The sequence below is a fragment of the Enterobacter cloacae complex sp. S3 genome (assembly GCF_014930495.1).
In the GTDB taxonomy this organism is placed as follows: Bacteria; Pseudomonadota; Gammaproteobacteria; order Enterobacterales; family Enterobacteriaceae; genus Enterobacter; species Enterobacter asburiae_B.
Genome location: NZ_JADBRD010000024.1, coordinates 1 through 4,653 on the forward strand (window position 1 = coordinate 1; position 4,653 = coordinate 4,653).

Annotated in this window: 5 protein-coding genes and 1 pseudogene; 1 reads left to right on the plus strand and 5 read right to left on the minus strand. The window is 51.1% G+C overall.

Translation table 11 applies throughout. The annotated features are described in order from the left end of the window. On the minus strand, positions 1-220 hold a 220-nt coding region (locus IM317_RS23975), incomplete at its 3' end, for an MbeB family mobilization protein (RefSeq protein ID WP_227010928.1). A 250-nt stretch (positions 221-470) separates the two neighbouring features. Between IM317_RS23975 and IM317_RS24275 the strand changes: the two genes are divergently transcribed. Next, a complete protein-coding gene (locus IM317_RS24275; protein WP_050497065.1) occupies positions 471-716 on the plus strand; it encodes a hypothetical protein in 246 nt (81 codons plus the stop codon). A gap of 181 nt (positions 717-897) precedes the next feature. Here IM317_RS24275 and IM317_RS15465 read toward each other — a convergent pair whose 3' ends face one another. The 4 genes and pseudogenes from IM317_RS15465 to IM317_RS15480 form a co-directional block, all read right to left on the minus strand. After that, positions 898-1,221, minus strand: coding sequence for a MobC family plasmid mobilization relaxosome protein (locus IM317_RS15465; protein ID WP_007772081.1), 324 nt, complete (start codon positions 1,219-1,221; stop codon positions 898-900). Positions 1,222-2,280: 1,059 nt separating this feature from the next. Further along, positions 2,281-3,837: a sensor domain-containing diguanylate cyclase gene (locus IM317_RS15470; RefSeq protein WP_032993376.1), complete on the minus strand. Its 1,557-nt coding sequence runs from the start codon at positions 3,835-3,837 to the stop codon at positions 2,281-2,283. A gap of 345 nt (positions 3,838-4,182) precedes the next feature. Then, positions 4,183-4,398: an MbeD family mobilization/exclusion protein gene (locus IM317_RS15475; protein WP_012565230.1), complete on the minus strand. Its 216-nt coding sequence runs from the start codon at positions 4,396-4,398 to the stop codon at positions 4,183-4,185. A 3-nt stretch (positions 4,399-4,401) separates the two neighbouring features. Beyond that, positions 4,402-4,653, minus strand: a pseudogene (locus IM317_RS15480) (mobilization protein); the annotation flags it as partial.

A 4,653-nucleotide genomic window follows, 5' to 3' on the forward strand; every position in this document is an offset into this window, starting at 1 on the left:
CCATGCGCACCATGCCTTTCGTGCGCTGGCTCATGGCTGAGGACAGTTTCCGGTCGTGGTCGAGGATGGCGGCGCTGATTCTCTTCGCGCTTTCGTTCAGTTCCGCTTTTACAGATTTCTCGTGCTCGCTGAATGCGGCTTTCAGCATCTCGCCGGTATTCTGCTGCTGCGCTTTCGATTTCTGCTCTAAGTCCTTCGCCAGCGTTAAAAGACTGTTCATAAATGGCTCCCTTCAGTCGGATGTTTCGCCCCCCGTCCGGGTCGGCAATGCTGATACTGCTTTTTGTGGTGCGGACCACCTCAAAACCTGCGCTTTCCAGCGCCTCAGTGACATCCTGACGGGTTTTCAGCTCCCCGGATGAGGCAAGAGCAAGCAGACCGCGTGTAATCGCTTCTGCAGCCTCCTGCTTCGCTTTAGGCAGTGCAGACGGTGTGACCAGTGCCCGCCGGTTCTCCGGTGCGTTCGGGTCGTGCAGCCCCAGTCTGCCGTTCACGATGGTCTGCCAGGCATCGATGCGTGGACGGTCGGCGCGATCGTAATACGGCTGGAGCCGTCTGCCGGTCAGCAGCTCCGTGTTCGGGATCAGAAAATTCAGCTCAAGCCGCCCCTTGTCACGATGCTCCACCCACAGGATGCTGTACTGGTCTTTATCAAGTCCGGGCATCAGAACCCGCTCAAAGCTTGCCATCAGCTTTTCCCGCTGGCCGGAAGGTAAATCCGCTTCCGCAAACGACAGTACCCCGGAGGTGTATTTCTTAACGTAAGGCGACGCGTCAATCAGCTCCCGGACTTCTTCCGGCTTCCCCTGCAGGACGGTGGCGCCTTCACGCTGCCGGTCTTTACCCAGCAGATAGTCCACCGGCCCGGCGCCACCGCCGCGACCGCGTGGATGAAATTTAACGATCATCGTCCGTTCCTTTCTCAAGAACGGCGTGCCGCAGCCGCTCAAGTCCGGCATCGATGGCCATCAGCGCCGCAACAATCTGCACCCTGTCATGGCCGGTACCGCCGCCGGCGTTAACACGGCGGGCTATCTGGTTCAGGTTATTGCCCATGCCGGCAAGCTGGCGCAGCAGCGCCGGCGAGATTGAGGGGAGCTTTCCGGAACGTGCCGGCTTTTCGTCCAGGCAGGTCTGCCGCATCCACGCCGCCAGCTGCCTGCCGTCACAGCGCTCAAGCAGCCGCCGGTGCTCGTCCTCCGTCACCCACATGGTGAGCATCTTGTTCCGTTTCTCTGACAAACCGGTCTCCTGATAACGCCGGGACGGGCGGGAAAACCTTTCCCGGTCGGCGCGGGGTTGGACAAGCCGCAGGCGCGTCAGTGGCTTTTGGCGGGTTTCGGGGCGCAGCCCTGAACCAGTCACGTAGCGCTAGCGGAGTGTATACTGGCTTAATATGTTGGCACGGATGAGGGTGTCAGTGAAGTGCTTCATGTGGCAGGAGAAAAAAGGCGGCACCGGCGCGTCAGCAGAATATGTGATACAGGATATATTCCGCTTCCTCGCTCACTGACTCGCTGCGCTCGGTCGTTCGGCTGCGGCGAGCGGTGCCGGCTTACAGGTGGGGCGGAAATTTCCTGGAAGATGCCAGGAAGGAACGTAACAGGGAAGCGAGAAGGCCGCGGCGAAGCCGTTTTTCCATAGGCTCCGCCCCCCTGACAAGCATCACGAAATCTGACGCTCAAATCAGTGGTGGCGAAACCCGACAGGACTTAAAGATACCAGGCGTTTCCCCCTGGTGGCTCCCTCGTGCGCTCTCCTGTTCCTGCCTTTCGGTTTACCGGTGTCATTCCGCTGTTATGGCCGCGTTTATCTCATTCCACGCCTGACACTCGGTTCCGGGAAGGCAGTTCGCTCCAAGCTGGACTGTATGCACGAACCCCCCGTTCAGCCCGACTACCACGTTGTCCCGGTAACTATCATCTTGAGTCCAACCCGGAACAGACACGAAAAATCGCCAGTGGCGGTAGCCATTAGTAAGAGGATTCACGGAGCGGAGTAGTAGAGTGTTCTACAGAGTTCTTGAAGTGGTGGCCTGACTGCGGCTACACTGGAAGGACAGTTTTGGTACCTGCGCTCCGTGAAAGCCAGTTACCTTCGGAAGAAAGAGTTGGTAGCTCTGAATTCCGGCAAACGAACCACCGTTGGTAGCGGTGGTTTTTTTGTTTACAGGGTATGAGATTACGACGACATCGAAGGGATAACAAGAGGATCCGCTTCTTGCCCACTCTTCGCCACAAAAAAAACGACACACTAGCGCGTAAAGCATCATCAAAAAACTCAAATAGCGCTATATACAATCACTTTATTACGCCCCTCCCTTTTGGCTTGATAAAGAGCATCGTCAGCATTTTTCAGCAAAAAATCGATCCTACCAAGAGGATCATCTTGTGTTGCCACACCAGCAGATATGGTGACCCGCAAGTTATTAGGGAAGACAGTACTTTCAATAACACTCCTAATACGCTCCGCAACACACTTAGCTGTTACCACAGATGTATTCGGCAGGAAAACAACAAACTCTTCGCCACCAAACCGACAAACAACATCTTCACTACGGCAACAGGAATTAATAATATGAGCCAAAGAAACAAGCACCTCATCTCCGACCCCATGCCCGAAACTGTCATTTATCTCTTTAAAAAAATCAACATCAATTACAATAACTGAATACCCTGAATCCCGCTTATGATTCTGTATTTTACTTAAAAACCCCAATCTATTGTTCACGCCGGTAAGGGGATCTTTAAGCGCCACCTCATTTAGAAAATCAACTCTTTCCATCATTACCTTAATATACGTAAAAAGCGCCTTTTTAAGCCTATCAGCTTCGGCATACCAAGCATTGATAGCTTTAATATAAACTAGCGAAGCTCCGATATCTTTAGCATTGGTAGATATAGCAAGCTTTTCTAAAGGAAGTGAAATACTGGAGGCAATGAAATATGAAATAAGTGAAAACACAATAATTATTATAATTAGCAGAACAAGTACACTTTTAGCATAAGCAATAAGAATAGTAGTCACACTGTCAGCACGACTATAAACCAACACATTCCAAGCAGTATTTTTCATACTAGCATAACCAAGAAGATATCTATGCCCCGAAGAAAAAAATGCCCCCTCACCTCTATCAGACGCAGTTAACTTTGATTTCAAATCATCAGACATAACCATAGGCCGATCAACAGCACTTTTATCGTTATTAAAGATCACATTCCCATCATCACTAACAATGCTAATTTCAGTGTTGTTCTTGAAAAAATGCCTGCTCAAAACATCGCCAAATAAATTATGTTTTTTTAGATATATAGACCCACCGACATACCCTATGTAATTGCCACCCTTATCATAAATAGGATGTGACAACAAAATAATCAAATTCCCAGTAACTGATTTTAACGGTGAAGATATGAATGGTTTCTTTTCCTCAATCGCCAATTTGCTGGCACTTGAATTCAAGCGGGTACCAACTAAATCAAGAGATTCTGGCGAAGTCGCCAGAACAACAGCATCATTACTAACAACAAGAACTGAATTAAACATACCAGACTGCAATCTTAACCTATCCGCCTCATCTTTAAGTGAGTCAATATCATTAGTTGATTTTATTTTTTTTGCTCCATATGCTAATTCACCTTGAGCCATTTCAATATAACCACTCATTACATCTGACATTTTCATAGCGTACGATGAATTAGCATAAAGCAAATCTTTTTCTATATTTTCGCGCTGAAAAACCATAATAACGGCAATCAGAAAAATAGAAGTTAACAAAATCCCACCAACGGACAAGGTTATGACTATCGGACGAAGGTGAGGCTTTTTAATTCTCATAAAAATACACTCCATATAATAAAAAATGCCGCATTTACCATAACATCCCTTATCAGCACCGCCCCGGACGGGTTCGGAACAAATGCGGCGTCAGCCCGGTAAAACCGGCAGCAAACTCTCCGCTAAACCGCGCATTCTGCGCCAGATAAATTTCACCCGGCTGCATGGCTATGCAGTCGGGTGAATGGCTCCGGCTTTCAGCGCAGATGTCCGCCGAAAGCCCCGTTTTATCAGGTTATCACAGTGAAGGGCTGTTATACGTCCGCTGTCGCTGAGATCGCTCCAGCTCCAGCGCTTTCTGATGCTGCACCACGCGCTCCTGCTCCCGGTGCAGCTCGACGGCATTCAGTCGCTCGACAACCGGCGCAGCTGCTCGCTCAAACTCTGCACCTGCCTGCTCAAGCCCGTGACGCGCTCGCTCAGCGCTGCGTTCTCCCGTAGCATAAGACCAGACATCGTCCGCCATTCCGCGAAGGCGCTCTCCCACTCGTCCAGCCTTTTCGAGTAGTCCTGCTGTAGCTGCTCTAATGCGCTCAGCAACTGTTTTTCCAGCTCCGTCATGTGCTATTTCCCCGCCAGTATCATCCAGCTCGAATCCTCTCCGAACCGTCCCGCTTCCGGGTTCACCTTCACGCAGCGGCGTCTCTGCTCGCCGCAGGTCGAGAGCTGCACGCCGCTGTTCCTCTCTGACAGCATGGCCTGCGTGCTCTTCTGCTCCCGGATGGTCGTGTAGTTGTCGAGTATCTGCTGCCCCTGCCACCACAGAATGCCCGCGCTCGAGGCGATCAGCAGCGCGGAGACCAGGACGATGGTCTG

Excerpts from the sequence above, each read along its gene's own strand:
- IM317_RS15470 (WP_032993376.1), bottom strand. The coding sequence starts at position 3,837 with ATGAGAATTAAAAAGCCTCACCTTCGTCCGATAGTCATAACCTTGTCC.
- IM317_RS15475 (WP_012565230.1), bottom strand. The coding sequence starts at position 4,398 with ATGACGGAGCTGGAAAAACAGTTGCTGAGCGCATTAGAGCAGCTACAG.
- IM317_RS15465 (WP_007772081.1), bottom strand. The coding sequence starts at position 1,221 with ATGCTCACCATGTGGGTGACGGAGGACGAGCACCGGCGGCTGCTTGAG.